Source organism: Actinacidiphila sp. bgisy144 (genome assembly GCF_057708105.1).
Genome location: NZ_JBYIRM010000004.1, coordinates 129,693 through 151,355, shown reverse-complemented (window position 1 = coordinate 151,355; position 21,663 = coordinate 129,693). Strand labels below are relative to the sequence as shown.

The window sequence follows — 21,663 nt, the reverse complement described above, 5'->3', positions numbered from 1 at the left end:
CGGTTGTATACGGCCGCACCGGACCGGGGCCGACAGTGGGGCCGGCCTGTGGACTCTGCGCAATGTCTTGACACGCCTTCATGAGCGCACCTAGAACGATTCATCGATCGCACCTCTGCTGACGCATGGCCCAACCCCGTCCTCCGCTCCCCCGGAGGCCTCGCCGTCGACCTGCGTCCTTCCCGGCCCGGCTCCCCCGCCGCCCGTTCCCGCCGTACCCGTACCCGCAGTTCCGACCTGACTGGAGGCTGTCCATGCCCGAGGGGTCCCCACTCAACCGACGCACGTTCCTCGGCGGTGCGTCGATCACCGCGGCGGCTCTCGCGCTCGGCTCCGGCGGCCGGGCGGCCGCCGGCACGCCGCCGGCCGCGCCGTCGCCCGCCTCCGCCAAGGACGCGGCCGGCGGGGTCGACCTGCACTGGCTGGACGGCCGCCCCGCCGCCACGACCGGCGCGGCCTGGGGCGTGCCCTGGCCGAAGGGGCAGGTCGCCGCGCACACCGCGTTCGCGCTGACCGACAGCGGCGGCGCCCAGGTGCCCGTGCAGTCCTGGCCGCTGGCCTACTGGCCGGACGGCACCGTGAAGTGGACCGGGCACGCGGTGGACTCCACCGCGCTCGCCGACGGCTACCACCTGGCCCCTGGCACGCCCGCCGCCCCGAAGCAGCAGGTCACCGCCACCCGCGGCAGCAAGGAGATCAAGCTCGCCAACGGCGTGGTGGACATCCGCCTGGCGCTGACCGGCCCGCTGGCGATCACCTCGATCACCCGCTCGGGCCGCACGTCCGCCGAGAACGGGCGCCTGGTGCTGCTGCTCCAGGACAAGCCCGAGGACACCGACGCCCCGAAGCACACCGCCTGGACCGGCGTGGTCGAGACCGCGGAGATCGAGCAGTCCGGCCCGGTGCGCGCCGTGGTGAAGCTGACCGGCCGCTACCGGCAGGACGGCGCGAAGAAGTACGGCACCGGCCGCCGCGCGCTGCTGCCCTGGACGATGCGCGTCTACCTGGGCGCGGGCGACGAGTCGCTGCGGGCCATGCACGAGTTCGTCTGGGACGGCAACCCGGCCAAGGACTTCGTCCGCGGTATCGGGCTGGAGCTGGCCGTGCCGATGAGCGACGAGCCCTACGACCGGCACATCCGGTTCGCCGGGCCGGACCAGGGCGTGTGGGGCGAGGCCGTGGTCGGGCTGACCGGCCTGCGCCGCGACCCGGGCACGGATGTGCGCGCCGCCCAGATCGCCGGCACCGCGACCCCGGCGACCAGCACCTGGCAGACCACCGTCCAGACCGAGTGGCAGGACCTGCCGGCGTGGGGGGACTTCAGCCTGGTGCAGCAGTCGGCGACGCAGGCGGCGGTGTGGAAGCGCACCTCGGAGAAGTCCGCTTGGCTCAAGCACGCCGGCTTCGCCGACCGCGCGCCCGGCTTCGGCTTCGCCGGCGGGGTCAGCGGCGGCCTCGGCTTCGGACTGCGGGACTTCTGGCAGCAGTTCCCGCGCGCGCTCGACATCCGCGGCGCGACCGGCGACGCCGCCACCGTCACCCTGTGGTCGTGGTCGCCGCACGGCGAGGCGATGGACCTGCGCGCCTACGACACCGCGAGCCACGGCCTGGACCTGGCCTACGAGGACGACCGCTACGGCTACGGCCTGTCCACCGGCATGGCCCGGTCCACCGACATGCAGCTGTGGGCGCTGGAGCACACCCCCTCCCGCGACGACATCCCCGTGCTCGCCACCGCGCTGGCCGCCCGCCCGCAACTGGTGGCGGCCCCGGAGACCTACCACGGCGCGGGCGTCTTCGGCCGCTGGAGCCTGCCCGACCGCAGCACCCCGGGCCGCACCAAGCTGGAGGACTCGATCGCCGACAGCGTCGCGTTCTACGCCGGCCAGGTCGAGCAGCGCCAGTGGTACGGCTTCTGGAACTACGGCGACATCATGCACACCTACGACAGCGACCGGCACACCTGGCGCTACGACGTCGGCGGCTTCGCCTGGGACAACGCCGAACTCGGCTCGGACGCGGCGCTGTGGTACCAGTTCCTGCGCACCGGCGACGCGCAGACCTTCCACCTCGCGCGGGCCATGACCCGGCACGTCACCGAGACCGACATGATCCGCAGCGGGCCCTTCGCCGGCCTCGGTTCGCGCCATGACGTGCAGCACTACGCCGACGGCGGCAAGGAGCCGCGGGTCTCCGAGGCGTACACCAAGCGCTTCATGTACTACGTCACCGCGGACGAGTTCGTCGGCGACGCGATGCGGGTGCCGCTCCAGTTGGACACCACGCTGCTGACGTACCCGCCGCTGCGCGACTACCTGGACACCCCCGCGGGCGTCCCGACAGTGATCCGGATCGGCCCGGACTGGTACGCGCTGGTCAGCAACTGGCTCACGGAGTGGGAGCGCACCGGCGACACCCGGTGGCGCGACCGCATCGCCACCGGCATGGAGGACATCGCGAAGCTGCCCGCCGGGCTGTTCACCGGCGAGCAGGGCGGCGCTGTCGGCTTCGACCCCGCCACCGGCCACATCAGCGACCTGGGGCTCGGCGGCGACTGGGGCAAGGTCAACCTGACGATGGTCTTCTGCGGCGAGCAGATCATGTGGGAGACCACCGGCCTGGTCGACGTGCCGGAGTTCCGCGCGAAGCTCGTGGAGTTCTGCCGCTACGTCCAGGCGCCGGCGGCGGAGATCACCGCACACTTCGGCTTCAAGTTCACCACCTCCGCGCCCGCGGTCTTCTACTCGCGGATGACCGCGTGGGCCGGGGAGCAGACCGGCGAGCCGGCGGTGCAGCAGCGCGGCTGGGACGTGTTCTCGGCCGACGCCGGCGGCAAGCCCTGGGGCGCGCCGGTGCACGTCGGCGGCCCGGCGGTGTTCGCCGGGGTGGACGAGATCCCGTCGACCGACTTCAGCACCAACGACCTCGCGCAGCGCAACCTGGCGATCATCGCCCTGCTGGCCGTCGCCCCGGACCAGGCGCCCTGACGGGCCGTCCGGTCCTCCGTATCCAGTCATCCGACCGTACGAAAGGGACATCCCATGCGCGGTAGAACCCGACTGCTGGCCGCTGTTGCGGTCACCTCCGCCGTCCTCACCCTCCCGGGCACGGCCGTCGCCGCCCCCGGCACCCCGCGGCCTGCCGACCAGCTCGCCCAGAACTGCGCCCCGGGCACCGACGGCACCGGCCTGACCTGCTCCTTCGACGTGGCACCCGGCGCCTACGAGATACAGCTCACCCTCGGCAGCCGTACCGCGGCCGCCGACACCGGGCTGGACGTGGAGGCGAACCGGACCGTCCTCGCCCCCGTCGCCACCACCGCCGGCCACCTCGCGCACCGCACCGTGACCGTCGACGTCCGCACCCCGGAGAGCATGCCCGACGGCCAGGAGGGCGACGGCACCCCCGGCCTGCAACTCACCTTCACCGGCACCGCACCCGCGGTCAGCGCGCTGAGCGTGACCGCCCGCCCGCACGCCCCGCGGCTCTACGTGATCAGCGACTCCACCGCCGCGGACTGGCTCACCACCGTCCAGCGCGGCTGGGCCCAGGAGCTGCCCCAGTACGTCCACGGCAGCCTCGACGTCGCCAACTGGGCCGTCTCCGGCTCCAGTACGGTCTCCTGGCTGTCGAGCCCGGCGCTCTTCGCCACACTCCAGCCGCAGATCCAGCCCGGCGACGAGGTGCTGATCCAGCTCGCCCACAACGACAAGACCACCCCCGAGGACACCTACCGCGCCAACCTCCTGACCCTCATCGACGGCGTACGCTCCCGCGGCGCGCGGCCGGTCCTGGTCACCCCGCCCGTGCGGCACCTCTTCGACGCCGACGGGAAGATCACCCCCACCGGGCGGATCGTCAACAGCCTCGGCGTCGACCTTCCCGCCGTCATGCGCGACATCGCCCAGCAGCAGGACATCCCCCTGCTGGACCTGACCGCAGACAGCCAGGCCCTGATGGAGCAACTGGGCCCCGACGCCTCCTGGCTGCTCTACGCCGACCTGCCCGCCGGCCGCAGCCAGACCCACTTCAACGCCGGCGGCGCGGCCACCATCGCCGGGCTGGTGGCCGGCGAGATCCGCGCCGCCCACCTGCCGGACGCCGCCTTCCTCGACAACTGACCGGACGCCCGCCGGCCCCGGCACCCGCCAGGCACGCTCCGCCGGGCGCACACCGCGCCCGGCCACAGGAAAGAGGACACGATGACCAGGGACGTGGTGCTCGTCGGCGCCTCGGGCTACGGACGCACCTACCTCGCGGAGATCGCCGCGCTGGAGGCGTCGGGCGCGGTCCGGCTGGCCGGCGTCTGCGATGTACGGCCGCTGGACGGCGAGGGGCGGCGGCTCGCCGGGGACCGGCCGTTCGACACCGACCTCGGCCGGCTGCTCGACCGGGTCCGGCCGGACATCGGGATCGTGGCCACCCCCATCCACACCCATCTGCCGCTGGCCCGGCAGGTGCTCGGCGCGGGCGCGCACCTGCTGGTGGAGAAGCCGCCGCTGCCCACCGCGGACGACTGGCGGGAACTGGTCGCCCTGGGCCGGTCGGCGGGCCGCGCCTGCCAGACCGGTTTCCAGAGCCTGGGGTCGCGGGCGGCCGCCCGGCTGCGCGCGCTGATGGCCGACGGCACGCTCGGCCGGATCAGGGGCATCGGCGGCCACGGCGCCTGGTCCCGCCCGGACGGCTACTACCGGCGCGCCGCGTGGGCCGGCCGCCGGGAGGTCGACGGGGTGCCGGTGGTGGACGGCGCGCTGACCAACCCCTTCGCGCACATGGTCGCGACCGCCCTGTTCCTGGACAACAGCACCGGCTGGGACGACGTGTCCGGGGTCGAACTGGAGCTGCTGCGGGCCCGCGACATCCAGGCCGACGACACGTCATGCGTCCGGCTGCGCACCGGCCGCGGCACTGTCGTCAGCGCCGCCGTCACGCTCTGCGCGGAGGTCACCTCCGACCCGGTGCTGCTGGTCCACGGCACCCGGGGCCGGGCCGCACTGCACTACACGAAGGACGTGCTCTTCCTGGACGGGGTCCGGGAGGAGCACGGCACTGCCACCCCGCTGCGCAACCTGTTGGACCACCTCGACGACGACCGGGTCCCGCTGCAATCGGCGCTGGCGGACTGCGGCGGCTTCATGCGCGTGCTCGACGCGGTGCGCACCGCCCCCGACCCGCGCCCCATCGCGCCCGCCTGGCTGCGGCGTTCGGGCAGCGGCGACGAGGCACGCGTCCTTGTCGTCGGCGTCGAGGCGGCGGTGGCGGCGTCCGCCGAGCACCTGTCGACCTTCGCCGAGTCCGGCGCCCCCTGGGCGCTTGCGCCCGTATCCCGTTCGTAGGACTTCACGATTCCGGAGTGAGCGAATGAAGACGAACAGCACCGCGGCCCGCGCCCTGCTGACCTCCGCGGTCATCGCCGGCGTCATCGCCGTCGTCGCCGACTCGGCCGCCGCCAGCCCCGCCCCGGGCCACGCGCGTCCGATGACCGGCGCCGTCTACTACGTGTCGCCCACGGGCGACGACAGCGCCGCGGGCACCAAAGGCGCGCCGTGGCAGTCCCTCGCGCACGCGCAGGACGTCGCCCAGCCCGGCGACACCGTGTACGTCCGCGGCGGCACCTACGCCTACACCCACGCCACCACCTCCTGCTCCAGCCAGACCGCCCGGGTCGACGCGGTCACGTTGAGCAAGAGCGGCACCTCCGGCAGCCCGATCCGCTACTGGGCCTACCCGGGGGAGCGGCCGGTCCTCGACTTCTCGAAGATGACCGACGACTGCCGGATCAAGGGCCTGGACGTCACCGGCAGCTGGCTGTACCTCAAGGGCCTGGAGATCACCGGTGTCCCGCAGAACAACACCCTCAACCACGAGTCGTGGGGCGTGTGGAACTCCGGCAGCGACAACACCTACGAGCAACTCGACGTCCACGACATCATGGGCCCGGGCGTCTTCCTCCAGGACGGCGGCGGCAACCTGGTGCTGAACACCGACTCCCACGACAACTACGACGCGGACAGCTCCAGCGGCCCGGGCACCAACGCCGACGGCTTCGGCGCCCACATCCCCGCCGGCAACCCCGGCAACGTCTTCCGCGGCGACCGCTCCTGGAACAACTCCGACGACGGCTTCGACCTCATCAACGCCCTGTCGTCGGTGACCATCGAGCAGTCCTGGGCCTGGTCCAACGGGTACGTCCCCGGCACGGCCACCAGCGCCGGCGACGGCAACGGCTTCAAGGCCGGCGGCTACGGCGGGAAGTACGTCACCGGCGGCGTCAAGCACACCGTGCGCCAGTCCGTCGCCTTCGACAACAAGGCCGCCGGCTTCTACGCCAACCACCACACCGTCGCCGACGACTTCTTCAACGACACCGGCTACGGCAACCACCCCGACTTCAACATGCTCGGTGTGGCCCCCGACGGCACCGCCACCGGCCTCGGCACCCTGCGCAACGACGTCGCCTACACCGGCACCCTCACCTCCAACATGACCGGCACCGACTCCGCCGACAACTCCTGGGACCTCGGCCTGGCCCTGTCGGACGCGCAGTTCCAGAGCGTCTCGACCACCGGCTGGGACGCGCCCCGCCACTCGGACGGCAGCCTGCCGACGCTGCCCTACCTGCGCCCGGCCGCGACGAGCGACCTGATCGACCAGGGCACCGACGTCGGGCTGCCCTACAAGGGCGAGGCACCGGACCTGGGCGCCTTCGAGACCCGCTGATCCCGCCGCCGCGCCCGGGCGGCACCCCGGACCGAGCTCGACCGACCGTCCGCAAGGAGGACCTGTGTCCCTTTCCCGACGTACGTTCACCACCCTCACCGGGGCGGCGACCGCCGCGCTGGCGCTCCCGCACGCCGCCGAGGCCGCCTCCGGCTCCGGCTCCGGCTCCGGCTCCGCGGCCGGCGGCATCACCCCGGCCGCCGCGGCCAAGGGCACGGCCCACACGGTCGCCTTCGACCGCTACTCGCTGCTGGTCGACGGGCAGCGCGTACCGGTCTGGTCCGGCGAGATGCACCCCTTCCGGCTGCCCAGCCCGTCGCTGTGGCGCGACATCCTCGAAAAGCTCGCCGCGAGCGGCTACAACGCGGTGTCGGTCTACGCGAACTGGAGCTACCACTCCCCCGCCCCCGGCCACTACGACTTCACCGGCGTGCGCGACCTCGGGCAGTTCCTGGACACGGCCGCAGAGACCGGGCTGTACGTCATCGTGCGGCCCGGCCCGTACATCAACGGCGAGACGGACGCGGGCGGCTACCCCGGCTGGCTGACCGCGACCGCCGCCAAGGCGCGCACCGACGACCCCGTCTACCTGCGGTACGCCGACGAGTGGCTGACCGCGGTGAACGCGGTCATCGCGCCGCGCCAGTACACCCGCGGCGGCGGCACCGTGGTGCTCTACCAGCTGGAGAACGAGTACGCCTCGTACGTCGGCTCCGCCACCGGCAAGGACTACATGGCGCACCTGTACGCGAAGGTGCGCGCCGACGGCATCGACATCCCGCTGTTCCACAACGACAAGGGCCGCAACGGCGACTGGGTGCCCGGGAGCTTCGACACCGGCGGGGAGACCGGCCGCTACCTGTACGCCTTCGACGGCTACGCCAGCGGCAACCCGCCGGACTGGGGCTACTTCGGCACCGGCGGCGCCACCGGCGGCGCGACCGCGAGCCCCGACACGCCCGGCTTCCTCGCGGAGTTCGGCGGCGGCTGGTTCGACGCGTGGGGCGGCGCCGGGTTCGCCGGCCAGGGGTACGCCGGGGCGTGGAAGGCCCGCGACCCGGCCTACGAGCGGCGGTTCTACCTGACGAACCTCGCCAACGGCATCAAGATCCACAACGTCTACATGACGTTCGGCGGCACCTCCTGGGGCTGGCTGCCCGCCCCGGTCGTCTACACCTCGTACGACTTCGGCGCGGCGATCAGCGAAGCCCGCCAGCTGACGGCCAAGGTCACCCCGATGAAGCAGATGGGCGCGCTGCTCGCGGCCTTCCCCGACCTCGCCGTACTCGACCGCGCCGCGGACACCGCCGCGAGCAGTTCCTCGGTGCGCGTCTACCACCTGACCGACCCCGAGCGCGGCTCGCACCTGTACCTGCTGCGCAACGACACCGGTGCCGACGTGACGTGCACGGTGCCGGTGGAGACGGCCGCGGGCACCGTGACGGTGCCGGCCGCCTCCGGCGGGCTGAAGGTCGGCGCGAAGGACGGCAAGCTGCTGGCCGCGAACGTCTCGCTCGGCCGCCGCGCGCTGCTCTACACCACCGCCCAGCCGATGTGGCGCGCCTCCGGCGACGCACGCGACCTCGCGGTGTTCACCGGGCGCCCCGGCGACCCCGTCGAGGTGGTCGTCCTGAGCAAGGACGCCCCGACCGTCACCGTCACCGACGGGGCCGCCGCCAGCACGTACGACACGGCGTCCGGCACGCTGCGGATCAACGCGACGCTCGCCGGGCTCACCGTCGTCCGGCTCGACGGCGGCGGCTACGACACCCCGCTCGTCCTGCTGCTGGCCGACGACGACGCCGCGGCGACCCTGTGGCCGCGCACCACCGGCACCGGTTCGGTCCTCGTCAGCGGCCCGGCCCTGGTGCGCACCGCGGCGATCACCGGCCGCAGCGTGCACCTGACGGGCGACACCACCGCGGCCACCGGCCTGAAGGTGTGGTCGCCCGGGGTCCTCAAGGCCGTGACGTGGAACGGCCTGGACATCCCGGTCGCCACCACCGGTTCCGGCGACCTCAGCGCCACCGGGCAGCTCCCGGGCCCGGCAGCGGTGTCCCTGCCGGCCCTCACCGGCTGGCGGTACGCCGCGGAGAACCCGGAGTCCGCCGCCGCGTTCGACGACAGCGCCTGGCGGGTGGCCGACCTGACGGCCAGTCACAGCACCACCGCGGTCCCGGCCGGGCAGCCCGCCGTGCTCTTCGCCGACGACTACGGCTTCCACTACGGCGACGTCTGGTACCGCGCGGAGGTCGCGGACGCGAGCACCGCGCAGGACATCGCGCTGTCCTACCAGACCGGCACCCTCGGCCTGCTGATGGCCTGGTGGGACGGCCGCCCGCTCGGCACCCACCGCATGCCGGTGCCCGCCAAGGCGGAGGTCACCACCGGCACCTGGTCGGACACGGCCGCCTTCACCGTCCCCGCCGACCTGCGCGGCAGCGGCCCGCACACCCTCGCCGTCCTGGTCCGGCGGATGGGCCACGAGGAGGACGGCGGCGCCAACGACGCCTTCAAGTCCGCCCGCGGCCTGACCGCCGCCACCCTGGACGGCGCGCCCCTGACCTGGCGCATCCAGGGCGCGGACGGCTACGACGCCGTACGCGGCCCGCTCAACACCGGCGGGCTGTACGGGGAGCGCAACGGCTGGCACCTGCCCGGCTTCCCCGACCGGGCGTGGTCGCCTGTGACCCTGCCGCACACCGACACCCGGCAGGGCGTCGCCTGGTACCGCACCGCCTTCACCCTCGCCGTCGACGGCGCCACCGACGCCTCGATCGGCCTGGCCTTCACCGACGACCCGGCCCGCGCCTACCGGGTGCAGATCTTCCTCAACGGCTGGAACATCGGCCAGTACGCCAACGACGTCGGCCCGCAGCACACCTTCGTCCTGCCCAACGGCATCCTGCGCACCCGCGGTGCCAACACCCTCGCCCTGGCCGTCCTCACCGACGGCACCGGCCCGGCCGGTCCCGCGCTGCCCGCCCTGACGCTGCTCGCCGCCGCGCGCGGCGGCACACCGGTGGAGACCGTCGCGTCCCCGTCCTACCGCCGCTCCTGACGGCCGTCCGGGCCGCTCGGGCCGTCCGTGCTGCCCGGATGGTCCGGATGGTCCGGGCGGCCCGGGCGCAGGGTGAGGCCGGCCTGCTCCTCCAGGAGCGCCACGCCGAGGAGTTCGCCGTTCACCGGGCCGTAGCGCGCCAGGGCCCGCTGGTGCACCGCGCGCACCGCCTCCGCCACGGTGTGCGGGGTGCCCAGCTCTCCGGCGAGGGCGGTGACCTCCGCCAACTGGTCGTGGATGCGGTCGAGTTCGTACGAGGGGAGGTAGTCGCCGGCGAAGAGCGCCGGCAGGTGGTCGCGGGTGAAGGCGCCGGCCGCCGGGCCCGCCAGCAGCACCTCCCGCATCAGGGCCGGGTCGATGCCGGCCCGGCTGCCGAGCAGCAGTGCCTCGGCGGTGGCCACCGCCTGCCCGAACCACAGGGAGTTGACGAGGAGTTTGGCGACGTAGCCGGTGCCGGGGCCGCCGACGCGGGTGAGCAGGTCGGGTGCGGTGAGTGCCTCCAGCAGCGGGCGCACCCGGGTCAGGGTCGCCTCCTCGGCGCCGACGAAGAGCCGGGCCCGGCCGGCGGCGGCGTCCTGCGGGCTGCCGCCGATCGGGGCCTCCAGGGTGTCGACGCCGTGCCGCCGGGCGAGGTCGCGGAGCGCGGCGGCGGCCTCGGGGGTGCTGCTGGACATGTCGAGCCAGATACCGCCCGCGCCCAGGGCGCGCAGCACCGCGTCGTCCACCGCCGCGGCGACGTCGGCGGGGCCGGGCAGCACCGTGACCAGGACGTCGGCGCCCGCGGCGGCCGCCTTCGCCGAGTCCTGCCAGCGCGCTCCGCTCCGCTCGGCGTCCGCCTTCCGCTCGGGCCGGGCGTCGAAGGCGGTCACCGGGTGGCCGGCGCGGGCCAGGCGCGTGCAGAGCGGGCGGCCCATCCGCCCCAGACCGATCAGTCCCACTTTCAACATCCCGGGATCGTATCCGGTGGCCCGCGGCATGCACCGCCGGGCCCGGGCCGGCGGGGGCCCGCTCGGGCGAGCCGCGCGGGCGTTGCTCGGGGCCTGCTCGGAGGCGGCCGGCAGCCGCGCCCGCTACCGTGGAGCGGGCCATGGCGTCGGGTCCGCGCCCTGCGCCCGAGCCGAACCAGGAGGCCGGTATGACCGGTACGAGCAGCTCCCAGGTCGCATCGGCGGCGGGAACCGGCGTCAGAAGCGGGTGACCGGTGTCCCGCCGGGGCCCCGCGGACGACGGCGACGAGCTGCTGGCGCGGCTCGGCTCGCTCACCGCCCGCGCATACGAGCTCGCCGAGCAGCAGCGCTCCCGGGTCGAGCTGGCCGTCGCCCTCCAGCGCGGCATGCTCCCGAGGCGACTGCCCGCCTTCCCGGGCGTGCGCCTCGCGGTCCGGTACGCGCCCGCCAACCACGGCCTGTACGTGGGCGGGGACTGGTACGACGCCTTCCCCATGGCCGACGGCCGGATCGGGCTGTCCATCGGCGACGTCCAGGGCCACAACATCGAGGCGGCCGCCTTCATGGGCCAGGTCCGGGTGGGCCTGCGTGCCCTGGGTTCGGTTGGCGGGGACCCCGGTGAGCTGCTGGCGCGGACCAACGACCTGCTCCAGGCGCTGGGCGGCGACCTCTTCGCCACCTGCACCTTCATCCGGCTCGACCCGGCCACCGGCGTCATGGAGAGCGCCCGGGCCGGCCATGTGCCGCACATCTGGGCGACCGGGGACGGCCGCTCGGGGATCGACACCGGCGAGGGCGGGCCGCCGCTGGGCATCGTCGAGGGGGCCGCGTTCCCGGTGACCCGGCACCGGCTGCGGGAGGGCGGCGTCTTCGTGCTGCTCACCGACGGGGTGGTGGAGGGCCCGTCGCTCAGCCTCGACGAGGGCCTGGCGCGGGTGGCGGAGCTGGCCCGTACGGCCGCGCTGACCGGCCTCGCGGTGGACGCGCTGGCCTCGCGCGTGGTGGCCATGGCCGAGGCGGTCGGCCACGAGGACGACGCGGCGGTGCTGGTGGTCGGCCACGACGCTCCCGCCGCGGCCACCTGACGGCGGTGTCGAGAGGTCGCTCGCGTGGCCGACCGCGGGCGGCCGGTGTCTCATGGCGGGGTGGAGGGTGTGGAGGCAGACGCGCGGCTGCGGCGGGCCGGGCTGTTCGCCGTGCGGACGCTGGCCGTCGTCGCCTGCTACTTCCTGGCGGGCCGGCTCGGGCTGCTGCGGCGGCTGGAGGTCGACGGGGCCGTGGTGACCCCCATCTGGCCGCCCACCGGTGTCGCGGTCGCCGCCCTCCTCCTCCACGGGCTGCGGATGTGGCCGGGCATCGCCATCGGCGCGCTGGTGGTGGTCTGCTCGATCGACCCGCCGCAGCCCGACGTGATCGGCACGGTGGCGGGCAACACCGCGGCCCCGGTCTGCGCGTGCCTGCTGCTGCGGGCGGTCGGCTTCCGCACCGACCTCGGCCGGCTGCGGGACGGCCTGGCGCTGGTGTTCCTGGGCGCGCTGGGCGCCATGCTGATCAGCTCGACCGCCGGGACGGGCCTGCTGGTGCTCACCGGCAAGCTGGAGGCGGGCGGCTTCTGGGCGGTGTGGCTGGCCTGGTGGGTCGGCGACGCGATGGGGGTGCTGATCGTGACGCCGGCGCTGCTGCTCGTCGTCGGGGCGCGCGCCCGCCCGGACCTGCGCCGCTGGAAGGAGGCGCTGGCGCTGGCGGTGATCGGCTGCGCGGCGGTGCTGGTGGCGACCCGGTCGGACCTGAGCGTGCTCTTCGTGGTCTACCCGATGCTGATCTGGGCGGCGCTGCGCTTCCGGTTCGCCGGAAGCCTGCTGTGCGCGCTGTTCGCGTCGGTCATGACGACGGTGGCCGCCACCGAGGGCGCCGGGCCGTTCAGGCACCTGTCGCACGTCGAGGTGATGGTCAAGCTCCAGGCGTTCAACGGGACGACCGCGCTGACCGCGCTGCTGCTGTCCGCGGTGATCACCGAGCAGTACCGCACCCGGCAGTCGGTGGAGCACGCCTGCGAGGAGCTGGCCGAGGTGCTCGACCGCCTCTCCGTCGGCGAGACCCGCCAGGACCGCCTCTCCCCCGCCCGCCACCCGCCCGCGTGATCTGCCGGTCCGTCTGCCGGCTCGGTGGTCCGCCCGTCAGCCGGCGAACCGCGCGGCGGGCAGGCCGGTGACGCCCAGGCCGCGCACGGCCAGGACGGAGCCGGCGATGTCGCCGGGGGGCAGGTCGAGGCCCTCGCGGGCGGTGGTGACGTAGAGGACGTCCAGGCCGGGGCCGCCGAAGGCGCAGGAGGCGGGCTGCTCGACGGGCAGCGGGACCTCGGCGAGGACGTCGCCGTCGGGCGACACGCGCAGCAGGCGGAAGCCGCCCCACATCGCGATCCACAGGCAGCCGGCCGCGTCCAGGGCCATGCCGTCGGGGATGCCCCGGCCGGTGAACGCCGCCAGCAGGCGGCGGCGGGCGAGGCGGGGCCTTACCGGGTCGGTGTCGAAGGCGTTGAGCTCGCCGGCCATGGTGTCGACGAGGTACATCGTGCGCCCGTCCGGGGACCAGGCCATGCCGTTGGGCAGGGTCAGCCCGGTGAGCACCACGTGGCCGGCCCCGTCCGGGGTCAGGACGTGGAGCGCGCCCTGCCCGGGGGCGAAGTCCAGGTCGGTGCTCCCCGCCCAGAACCGCCCGGCGGGGTCGCACTTGGCGTCGTTCATGCGCTGCCCCGGCGGCAGGACGCGCGGCCGCGGCGCGTACCGGCCGTCCGGCCCCACGTCGGCGAAGCCCTCCCCCGTGGCGGCGACCATGCCGCCGGAGGCCTTCGGCACGGCGGCGCCCACCGAGACCGGCAGGACCGTCGTGCGCACCTCCCCGGCGGCCCCGGCGGCGCGGTGGATGGCACCCGCGGGGATGTCCACCCAGGACAGGGTCGCGGTGGCCGCGTCCCAGTGCGGGCCCTCGCCGACGGCGGCGGCGCCGGGGACGGCGACCTCGATACGGGGGTTCATCCGGGTCCTCTCCAGGGGGCATGTCCGGGGTGCGGGGTGGCGGCGGGGGGCGGGGTTCAGGCGCCCGCGGGGGCTTCGGGGGCGGCCGGCGGCAGCGCCACCGGGAGCGCCGACAGCAACCCGCCGTCGACCGGGACGTCGGCGCCGGTGACGAAGCCCGCGCGGGTCCCGGCCAGGAACGCGATGGTCTCGGCGACCTCCCGCGGCTCGGCGACCCGGCCCAGCGGATGCGACCGCCCCCACTCCGCCAGCAGGCGCCGCACGGAGGCGTCGGAGCCGTCGCTGAACAGCTCCGCGGAGCGGCGCAGCATCGGGGTGTCGACGGAGCCGGGGCACACCGCGTTGACGCGCACCCCGAAGGGCCCCTCGTCGACGGCCATCGAGCGCACCAGCGCGTTCAGCGCGCCCTTGGCGGCGGCGTACGCGGCGACGTTGGCCTGCGTGGCGCGCGCCTGCACCGAGGAGACCACGACGACGGCGCCGCCGGAGGTGCTGCGCCGCAGGTGCGGCAGGGCGGCCCGGGCGGCCAGGAAGACGCCCTTGACGTTGATCGTGAACACCTCGTCCCACGTCTTGTCGTCGGTGTCGGCGACCGTGCCGTAGCGCTGGACGCCCGCGGAGGTCACCAGGACGTCCAGCCCGCCGTAGGTCTCGACGGTGCGGCGCACCGCCTCGGCGACGGCCGCGCCGTCGGCGACGTCGGCGACGACCGGCAGGGCGCGGCCGCCCGCGGCGGTGATCGCCGCCACCGTCTCGCGGGTGCCGGCGGCGTCCAGCGCGCTGACGGCGACCGCGGCGCCGCGGGCGGCCAGCAGTTCGGCGGTGGCGCGGCCGATGCCGCTCGAAGCGCCGGTCACCAGCGCGACGCGCCCGGCGTGTTCCTCAGCCATGTGTTACCTCTCCCAGCCGCTGTGCGGGCTTCTCGCCCCGATGGATTGCCGCTGCCCGGAGGTCGGACCGAGCGTGCGCAGGTGCGTGATGCGGGTGTGCGTGCGGTGTGCGTGTGCGTGCGGTGTGCGTGTGCCTGATGCGCGGGGGTGCGTGTGCGGCGGGGGCGCGGTCAGCCGCGGCCGGCGCCGCCGAGCGGCCGGGTGCAGAAGGCGCCCCCGACCCGGGAGTTGCGCGGCGCCGCCGGATCGAGGTCGTCCGGGGTGAAGGCGCCCGAGGCCAGCAGCGCGGGCAGGTGGTCCTCGGCGTCGTCGCGCGGGTGGTAGCCGATGGCCTCCCCCTCGGCGAGCGACCACCACCGCCGGGTGTTGCGGGAGATCCCCCACAGCACCCGGAAGCCCGCCGGCCGGGCCCGCAGGCACGCCTCCACCAGCCGGGCCGCGTCGTCCGGGGACAGCCAGCCGGCCAGGTCCTCCGGGGCCAGCGGCGCCGGCCGGAACGCCCCGATCCGCAGGCAGCTGACGTCCATGCCGAACCGGTGGTGGTACAGCGCGCCGAGCGCCTCCAGCGCGGCCTTCGAGGCGCCGTAGTACGTGTCGGGGCGCGGCGCGCTTGCGGCGGCGAGTAGCCCGCCCGGGGCCGCTGCCGCCTCGTCGCGGCTGCGGAACCCGGCGGCATGGAGGCTGGAGGCCAGCACGACCCGCGGAACTCCCTGCGCCCGCGCGGCTTCCAGCAGGTGCGCGGTGCCGTCGATGTTGGCCTCGCGCACCCGCTCCCAGGGCGCCTCGCCCGCCTCGCCGCCCAGGTGCAGCACGGCGTCGGCGCCGCGGCAGGCCGCCCGGATCGCGTCCGGGTCGGTGAAGGACGCCCGGACCACCTCGACGTCCTCGCCCGGCCCGGCGGGCGCGGTCTCGGCGACGTCCAGCAACCGCAGGGTCCTGCCGGGCCGGGCCAGCCGCGTCCGCAGCGCCCGCCCGATCCGCCCGGCGGCGCCGGTCACCAGGACCCGCTGCCGCTGCGTCACCATGCCTGCTCCCCCGCGTCCGTGTCCATCCGCGTGTCCGTGTCCGTGCCCGTGTCCATGCCCGCAGTCTGCGGCACCGCGGCCGGCGGCAGCTGCTCGTCGTACGGCAGGGGGGCCGTGCCGGGGGGTGCGAACGGCGGCCGGTGGTAGGTGTGGTCGCGGCGGAAGGCCAGGCCCCCCGGCGGGTACCAGTGCCGTGGGCTCGCCGGGTCGGTGTCCACGGCGGCCGACAGCGGTCCGCGGCCGTTGCCGTTCTCCGCGGCGACCGCGTACTGCACGACGGGCGCCGCACCGGCCCGGTCGCCGGCACCGGAGGGCGGCCGCGGTACGCGGTCGGTGCAGGTGAAGCCGGGCCCGGCGTACACCTCGCGGTAGTCGTCCGCGCCGCGCGCCCGCCGGTAGAGCCGGTAGCGGGCGGCGCCCAGGACCTCGCCCCAGGTGGCGGTGACCGTGCCGGGGCCGAGCCGCAGCCGCAGCCCGTCCGGGGGTTCGGGCGCGGCGGAGGTGGCGTGCACCGGGTAGTCGGTGCCGGGCCGGCCGCGCCGGTCGGCGTTGTAGGCGGCGACGCGCACGTGGTAGGTGCGGCCGTCGTCCAGGCCGGTGAGCCGGAAGGGCCCGGTCGCCGTGCGGGCGGCCCGCGTCCAGGTGGTGCCGCCGTCGGTGCTCAGCTCCAGCAGGTAGCCGTCGGCGGCGGCGACCGGTGTGAAGTGCACCAGCGCGCCGCCGGGCAGGGTCTCGGTGCGCACCACCCGCGGGGGCAGCGGCTCCGGGTGGCGGGCCGTCAGCTCCCAGCGGTGGCGGCCGGCGGGCAGCGCCACGCGCAGCGCGCCGGGGTGCCGCTCCAGTGGCCGCACCGGGGCGCCGTCGACGTACAGGGCGGTGCCCGTGGCGAGCCCGCCGGGCAGGTCGAGGGTGATCGCGGTGTCCGCGGGGGCGACGTAGCTGCCGGTCAGTTCCGCCGGGTCGCGGTAGGCGAGGCTGATGCCCAGGTCGCGGTCGGCGGTGGTGAGCAGGACGTCGGCGGTGCCCACGGCGGTGCCGTGGAAGAGGGCCAGTTCGCGCCGGCCGTCGTCGAACAGCCGGATGACGCCCGCGGTGCCCTCGAAGCGCAGCCCGTCCCGCGCGAACCGCGCCTGGCCGGGCTCGTAGTGGGTGGCGGCCTCGTACCGGAAGACGTGGTCGACGCTGTGCGGGGTGCGGACGGTGGTGCCCCACGGGGTGGTCCGCGCGGCGGCGACGGTGAGGTCGAAGCGGTGGCTGACCACGGCGAGGGTGTTGCCGCTGCCGCCGTCGGCGCGGCCCTCCAGCCGTACGCCGCGGGTCACGTCGGTGGCGAAGGCCCCGCCGGCGGTGCCGTCGGCGGGCCGCCCGTCCTCCCGCACCCCGCGCACCACGTGCAGGAAGGGCAGCTGCTCGGGCAGGTGGCGGTAGCTGTTGGCGTCGTGCCCGGTGGCCTCGGTCAGCACCGACCAGGTCCACACCATGCGCTGGCCTGCGGCGAACGCGTCGTAGGTGACGAGGTAGTCGCTGCCGACGAGCAGCACGCTGCGGCTGAGGTAGAGCCCGGCGACGGGGCTGTCCGGGTCGGGGGTGATCTCGGCGAACTGCGCCGGGTCCAGGTCGTACAGCGGGCGGTCCAGGGTGTGCGGGCCGATGCCGCGGAAGCGGCCGTCCTGCCACAGCGCGCAGGAGGTGGTGAAGGTCGCGTCGGGGACGCGGCGGTCCCCGGCGTCCTCGGGGCCGTGGCCGCTGTAGGAGCGGCCGGCGGCGTAGTAGTAGAGCTGGCCGCAGCCGTTGTCGTCGGCGATGCCCCAGCGGTAGTTCGGGCCGCGGTCGACCTGCTGGAGGAAGACCGCGACCTCGTCCGGCCGGTCGACGGCGGCGCGCAGGGTGACGCCGTAGCCGGTGTACTTGGTGCTGCGCAGCCGGGGGTTGGTGCCGGTGTCGGCGGCGCGGCCGGTCGCGGTATCGCCGCCGGAGCGCAGCAGCACCCGCCAGGTGTCGGGGTCGCCGGGCCCGCTGTCCAACCGCCGGGCGCCGGGGTCGCTGCCCCACAGCAGGTGTTCGGCGGTCAGGGGGCGGTAGCGGCGCAGCGCCTCGGCGAGCAGCCGCATCTCGATCGGCGGGCGGCGCGGCCAGAACGCGTGCGCGCCCTGGGCGGGGTGCAGGCGGCGCAGGTCGCCGGTGCCGGAGACGTCGACGGGTGCGGTCAGCGCGTCGACCAGCCAGTCGCCGAGGGCGGCGAAGTGCTCGGTGGCGATGCGGTTGCGGCCGTCGGCGTGCTGGGCGAGGGCGTTGCCCTGGGTGAGCGGGCGCAGGAACGCCCAGACGTAGGTGGCGGGGCTCTCGGTCCAGCGGCCGGGGCGGGCGCCGCGGGAGGGCAGCGCGGGGCGGGTGTGGAAGGTGCCGGACAGTTCGGCGAACTTCTCGAAGGCGTCCAGCCACCGCCCGGCCGCCTCGTGCTCGGGGAACAGCCAGGCCAGACAGGCCAGCGCGGCCTTGCCGTCGGCGAGGAAGTTGGGGTGCCCGCCGAGCATGCGCAGGGTGGGGCCGATCTCCTCGCCCGCGGAGACGTACGCGGTGAGCAGGAGCAGGGCGTCGACCCGGGTGCGCTGTGCGGGGTCGAGGCGGTCGGCGAACCGGTCGTAGCCGTCCAGCAGCCGGTCGTAGAGCGGGCGCTGGCCGATGTTGAGGTAGCCGGCGACCTCGTTGACGCCGTTGGCGAGCAGGCGGGGGCCGTCGGGGCCGTCGAAGAGCGCGTCGGTGAACTCCCGCGGGGTGGCGAACTCGCCGGTGGTGCACAGCGGCCGGGGGCGCCGGCCGGTGTAGGTGAGGGTCCAGTCCTTGACCCGGTCCAGGCTGAGCGTGCCCTGCCAGTGGTGCAGGTCGCGGACGTGGGTGGTCTGGTGGGCGGGGCGGCGGCCGGCCTGCTCCTGGCGGCGCAGCGCGTCCAGGTCGCGGCGGTGGTCGTAGAAGGCGATGCCGGTGTGCCGGGTGCCGGTGCGCAGCGGCCAGGTCCAGTGCAGGACCCCGTCGTGGCGGAAGCGGATCTGGAGGGTGCCGGCGGAGGCCCAGTGGGCGTAGCCGCGGTCGTCCCAGCGGGCGTGGTCGCGGATGAACACGCCCATCGCGTCACCGCCCGTCCCGCGCCCGGCGCTCCCCTCACCGCCTGTCCCGTCACCGCCTGCCGCGTCCCAGAACGTCGCGTGCGGGCGGATGCCCCAGGCGTAACTGGGCGCGTACGGGCCGACGGTGAAGGCCATCGCGGCCTCCGGGCGCTCCCGGCCGCCCGGCCCGGAGAAGGGCGGGTCCTCCCCGCTGTCGCCGACCACCACCGGCTCGTCGATGCCCAGCCAGTGGTACCGCCCGGGTGTGCCCGGCGCGGCGTGGGCCGCGGCGTCCTGCGCGTGGGGCCAGGCGGAGGAGAAACGGTGGGTGGGCGCGCACCCCTCCCAGTCCAGTTGCCAGCAGGCACCGTCGGTGTCGAGTCCGGCCATGTCCTCGGCGAGTTCGAGGAAGTCGCAGTCGAGCAGGACCCGGACGACCGCGGTGTAGCGGGCGCCGTCGCGGAAGCGGTACGCCAGCGCGTGGTCGGCGAAGAGCGGCCCGGCCCGCAGCAGCCGCACCTCCAAGTGCTCGGCGGGCCCGGCGGGGCGGCGCAGCACCGACCCGCCGACCCACCCGCCTCCGCGATCGAGCCGCAGGATGGGGCCGGGCACCTCGTCGGCGGCACCGAAGCGGCCCGGGGCGGGCAGGCGGACCCGCAGCGCCCCGCCGTCCACCACGGTGCCGTCGCTGTCCGCGCGGACGTGCACCGTCCGTTCGGGGCGGGCCGGCGGCAGCGAGGCGTCGGCCCGCAGCGTGAAGGTGCGGCGCCCGCCGGTGGGGAGGTCGGCGAAGAAGCACACCGTCGCGGCGGCCAGCGCACCCCTGTCGCCGGGCCCGTCGGCGTGGGCGGTGTCGGTGAGCTGGAAGGGCACGGCCGCCCCGCCGTCGTCGAGCAGCCGCAGGTCCGCGGCCCGCACGGCGGGCGCGGGCCACCGCACCCGGTAGTGGAGCAGGGTGCGGGGCCAGGCGAACTCGGGCCGGTCGAGCCGGTCGTGCAGCCGGAAGGCGATCTCGGCGGCGCCCTCGGGCCAGTCGGTGGTGGGGGTGCCGGTCACGACCCCCCTCCGAGCTCGGCGCCGCCGGCGCCGGGCGCGACGTTCTGGGTGCCGAGCGTGGCGCCGCCCGCGACGCCCTCGACGAGGTAGCGCTGGAGCAGGACGAACAGCAGCATGATCGGCGCGGCCACGATGAAGGTGCCGGCCGCGATCAGCGGCCAGTTCTGCGCGTACTCGCCGAAGAAGGAGTACAGCCCGCGGGTGACCGGCCACAGGGCCGAGTCCGAGAGCATCACCAGCGGCAGGATGAGGTTGTTCCAGGCGGTGACGAAGCCGAAGATGCCGAACGTCGCCAGCGCCGGTTTCATCTGCGGGATGATGATGGTGAAGATGAACCGGATGTAGCCGCAGCCGTCCAGCGCCGCCGCCTCGTCGATCTCCCGCGGGATGCCGCGGATGTAGCCGACGAAGAAGAAGAACCCCGCGCCCGACAGGCTGGTGAGGATCAGGTACCCGATCATGCTGTTGTACAGGTGGAGCGTGCGGGCCTCGATGAACAGCGGGATCAGGCCGCCGGGCAGGAAGCCGGAGAAGACGAAGAACGTGTACAGGCCGCCCGAGTACTTGAAGTAGCCGCGGGAGATGGGGAAGGCGAGGAACACCCCGAGGACGAGGGTGACCACGTCCGGGACCACCGCGTAGACGAGGCTGTTGACCATCTCCCGACCGAAGTGCCCCTGGTGCCAGGCCGACGAGAAGCTCTCGGTGGACCACGGGTGCGGCGCCCCGGTCGGGTTCTGGAGGAAGCCGGTGTACGTCTTGAACGCCTGGAGCAGGACGTATACCAGCGGCAGGGCGAACAGGCCGGCGGCGATGGCGAAGCACAGCAGGTTGACGCCCGCCGCCTTCGTCCGGCGGGTGGTCAGCAGGCGCCGCAGCGCGCCCGGGGCGGTCACAGGGCCACCTCCCGCTTGCGCAGGGTGTAGAGCAGGCCGCCGCCGATGACGACGGTCAGCAGGAACTGGAGCATGGCCAGCATCGAGCCGTAGCCGAGCTGGCTGTCCGCGCCGAACGCGGACTGGAACATGTACAGGCCCAGGGTCTTGGTGCCGAAGTTGCCGCCGGTCAGCACCATGATCAGGGCGTACTCGCCGAGCGTGCCCATGGCGGTGAGGAAGACGTTGACCGTGGTGGCCGGGGCCAGCAGCGGCCAGGTGACGTGCCGGAAGGTGCGCAGCCGCCCGGCGCCGTCCATCGCGGCGGCCTCGTACACCGACGCGGGGATGTTCCGCAGCCCGGCGATGTAGATGAGCATCGAGTAGCCGGAGAACATCCAGACGTTCACCATCATCACCAGCGGCAGGGCCAGCGAACTGGAGCCCAGGAACGCCGAGTCGGTGCCGAACAGGCCGTGCACCAGCTTCTCCGTCGGGCCGGAGTACGGGTCGAGCATGAGCGCGAAGATCGCGCCGACCACGGTGACGGAGAAGATCTGCGGCATGAAGATCAGCGCGCGGTAGAAGGTGTACGAGCGGCCGCCGCGGTTGAGCAGCAGCGCCAGGCCCAGGCCGATGGCGTTCTGCAGGACGGTCACGCCGACCACGTAGATCAGCGTGACCTTCACCGCCCCGAGGACCTGGCCGGACAGCGAGGTGAAGGCGGCGTGGTAGTTGCACATGCCGCAGAAGTTGAACGGCGTGCCCGGGAGTCCGGAGTAGCGGGTGAACGAGTAGCCGATGGTGGCCAGGGACGGGTACAGCCCGAACAGCAGCCAGCCGGCTCCCGGTATCGCGATGCTGGCCCAGGGGATGAACCGCCGCGTGCGTTGCGTTCCGAAGGGACAGCGTGCCACGCCGCGCCTCCTCTCTTTCTTTGCTGCCTGGTC

General features: G+C 74.7%; 14 protein-coding genes. 7 read left to right on the top strand and 7 right to left on the bottom strand.

Translation table 11 applies throughout. The features are described from left to right. The first annotated feature begins 254 nt into the window (after positions 1–254). The 5 genes from AC3EVP_RS06365 to AC3EVP_RS06345 all read left to right on the top strand — a co-directional run bounded on the left by AC3EVP_RS06365 (position 255) and on the right by AC3EVP_RS06345 (position 9,781). Positions 255–2,987: an exo-rhamnogalacturonan lyase family protein gene (locus AC3EVP_RS06365; protein ID WP_435127029.1), complete on the top strand. Its 2,733-nt coding sequence runs from the start codon at positions 255–257 to the stop codon at positions 2,985–2,987. A gap of 54 nt (positions 2,988–3,041) precedes the next feature. Beyond that, positions 3,042–4,121 carry an SGNH/GDSL hydrolase family protein gene (locus AC3EVP_RS06360; RefSeq protein ID WP_435127027.1) on the top strand — a complete coding sequence of 360 codons (1,080 nt, stop codon included), beginning with the start codon at positions 3,042–3,044 and terminating at the stop codon, positions 4,119–4,121. Between the two features lie 81 nt (positions 4,122–4,202). Further along, positions 4,203–5,336: a Gfo/Idh/MocA family protein gene (locus tag AC3EVP_RS06355; protein WP_435127025.1), complete on the top strand. Its 1,134-nt coding sequence runs from the start codon at positions 4,203–4,205 to the stop codon at positions 5,334–5,336. A 25-nt stretch (positions 5,337–5,361) separates the two neighbouring features. After that, the gene (locus AC3EVP_RS06350; protein ID WP_335972435.1) at positions 5,362–6,720 is read left to right on the top strand and encodes a right-handed parallel beta-helix repeat-containing protein; all 1,359 of its coding nucleotides are present in this window, start codon (positions 5,362–5,364) and stop codon (positions 6,718–6,720) included. Between the two features lie 64 nt (positions 6,721–6,784). Then, the gene (locus tag AC3EVP_RS06345; RefSeq protein ID WP_435127022.1) at positions 6,785–9,781 is read left to right on the top strand and encodes a glycoside hydrolase family 35 protein; all 2,997 of its coding nucleotides are present in this window, start codon (positions 6,785–6,787) and stop codon (positions 9,779–9,781) included. On the opposite strand, the gene AC3EVP_RS06340 is transcribed toward AC3EVP_RS06345, so the two are convergent. Then, on the bottom strand, positions 9,766–10,758 hold the full coding sequence (locus AC3EVP_RS06340) for an NAD(P)-dependent oxidoreductase (protein WP_435127020.1): 993 nt from the start codon (positions 10,756–10,758) through the stop codon (positions 9,766–9,768). The two genes, AC3EVP_RS06345 and AC3EVP_RS06340, sit on opposite strands and share 16 nt — an antisense overlap. Before the next feature lie 224 nt (positions 10,759–10,982). On the opposite strand from AC3EVP_RS06340, the gene AC3EVP_RS06335 reads away from it, so the two are divergent. Both AC3EVP_RS06335 and AC3EVP_RS06330 read left to right on the top strand, forming a co-directional pair. Beyond that, complete coding sequence (locus AC3EVP_RS06335) at positions 10,983–11,813, top strand: PP2C family protein-serine/threonine phosphatase (RefSeq protein ID WP_435127018.1); 831 nt, start codon at positions 10,983–10,985, stop codon at positions 11,811–11,813. 69 nt (positions 11,814–11,882) lie between these two features. Continuing rightward, positions 11,883–12,869 (top strand): MASE1 domain-containing protein, encoded by a 987-nt coding sequence (locus AC3EVP_RS06330; protein ID WP_435127016.1) that lies wholly within the window; start codon positions 11,883–11,885, stop codon positions 12,867–12,869. Positions 12,870–12,905: 36 nt separating this feature from the next. Here AC3EVP_RS06330 and AC3EVP_RS06325 read toward each other — a convergent pair whose 3' ends face one another. The 6 genes from AC3EVP_RS06325 to AC3EVP_RS06300 form a co-directional block, all read right to left on the bottom strand. Continuing rightward, on the bottom strand, positions 12,906–13,763 hold the full coding sequence (locus tag AC3EVP_RS06325; RefSeq protein ID WP_435127014.1) for an SMP-30/gluconolactonase/LRE family protein: 858 nt from the start codon (positions 13,761–13,763) through the stop codon (positions 12,906–12,908). Between the two features lie 56 nt (positions 13,764–13,819). Continuing rightward, positions 13,820–14,653, bottom strand: coding sequence for an SDR family NAD(P)-dependent oxidoreductase (locus AC3EVP_RS06320; RefSeq protein WP_435127012.1), 834 nt, complete (start codon positions 14,651–14,653; stop codon positions 13,820–13,822). A gap of 170 nt (positions 14,654–14,823) precedes the next feature. Then, the gene (locus tag AC3EVP_RS06315; RefSeq protein ID WP_435127010.1) at positions 14,824–15,678 is read right to left on the bottom strand and encodes an NAD-dependent epimerase/dehydratase family protein; all 855 of its coding nucleotides are present in this window, start codon (positions 15,676–15,678) and stop codon (positions 14,824–14,826) included. After that, positions 15,672–19,838: a hypothetical protein gene (locus AC3EVP_RS06310; protein WP_435127008.1), complete on the bottom strand. Its 4,167-nt coding sequence runs from the start codon at positions 19,836–19,838 to the stop codon at positions 15,672–15,674. The genes AC3EVP_RS06315 and AC3EVP_RS06310 overlap by 7 nt, the downstream gene beginning before the upstream one ends. Continuing rightward, entirely contained in the window at positions 19,835–20,734 is a 900-nt protein-coding gene (locus AC3EVP_RS06305) for a carbohydrate ABC transporter permease (protein ID WP_435127005.1), read from the bottom strand. Before AC3EVP_RS06305 ends, AC3EVP_RS06310 begins: the two co-directional genes overlap by 4 nt. Continuing rightward, positions 20,731–21,630 (bottom strand): carbohydrate ABC transporter permease, encoded by a 900-nt coding sequence (locus AC3EVP_RS06300; protein WP_435127003.1) that lies wholly within the window; start codon positions 21,628–21,630, stop codon positions 20,731–20,733. Before AC3EVP_RS06300 ends, AC3EVP_RS06305 begins: the two co-directional genes overlap by 4 nt. Positions 21,631–21,663: the final 33 nt, after the last annotated feature.

Coding starts and splice junctions, on each gene's coding strand:
- AC3EVP_RS06325 (WP_435127014.1), bottom strand. CDS start 13,763: ATGAACCCCCGTATCGAGGTCGCCGTCCCCGGCGCCGCCGCCGTCGGC.
- AC3EVP_RS06320 (WP_435127012.1), bottom strand. CDS start 14,653: ATGGCTGAGGAACACGCCGGGCGCGTCGCGCTGGTGACCGGCGCTTCG.
- AC3EVP_RS06360 (WP_435127027.1), top strand. CDS start 3,042: ATGCGCGGTAGAACCCGACTGCTGGCCGCTGTTGCGGTCACCTCCGCC.
- AC3EVP_RS06365 (WP_435127029.1), top strand. CDS start 255: ATGCCCGAGGGGTCCCCACTCAACCGACGCACGTTCCTCGGCGGTGCG.
- AC3EVP_RS06350 (WP_335972435.1), top strand. CDS start 5,362: ATGAAGACGAACAGCACCGCGGCCCGCGCCCTGCTGACCTCCGCGGTC.
- AC3EVP_RS06315 (WP_435127010.1), bottom strand. CDS start 15,678: ATGGTGACGCAGCGGCAGCGGGTCCTGGTGACCGGCGCCGCCGGGCGG.
- AC3EVP_RS06340 (WP_435127020.1), bottom strand. CDS start 10,758: ATGCCGCGGGCCACCGGATACGATCCCGGGATGTTGAAAGTGGGACTG.
- AC3EVP_RS06355 (WP_435127025.1), top strand. CDS start 4,203: ATGACCAGGGACGTGGTGCTCGTCGGCGCCTCGGGCTACGGACGCACC.